Origin of the sequence: [Mycobacterium] manitobense (assembly GCF_025821665.1) — a bacterium.
GTDB classification, from domain to species: Bacteria; Actinomycetota; Actinomycetes; order Mycobacteriales; family Mycobacteriaceae; genus Mycobacterium; species Mycobacterium arseniciresistens.
In genome coordinates, this window is record NZ_JACKSJ010000135.1 from 1 (window position 1) to 348 (window position 348).

Below are 348 nucleotides of genomic sequence, written 5' to 3' on the forward strand. Positions count from 1 at the left end.
GCTTCGGCGGGCTCACCCGCCGCCAACTACCCGGTACCCTGGGTCCCATGAATTTGCTCGAATGGCGCGATCGGCCCTCAACGGTGCAGTTCGGGCCGGCCTCGTGGCAGACCCGGTTGCTGAACGCACTCTCGGCGATCTTCGTGCGCCCCGTGCTCGGGGTGCTCACCGTGCTCGGACTGGTGATCAACCGGATCCGGCCCGCGACGCTGCAGCGCGCCCGCCTCGACATCATCGATGCACCGATGCGGGTGCTGCGGCCGCTGCGCGGCACGGTCGTCACCCCCACCCGGTTACCGGACTGCCCGGCCGAGTGGGTGGTCGCACCCGGCAGTGCGGATTCGGACC

The 348-nt window shown here is 70.4% G+C and carries 1 pseudogene; it reads left to right on the forward strand.

The window, feature by feature from the left end:
* Window positions 1-47: 47 nt before the first annotated feature.
* Window positions 48-348: pseudogene (locus H7I41_RS16520) on the forward strand (alpha/beta hydrolase); the annotation flags it as partial.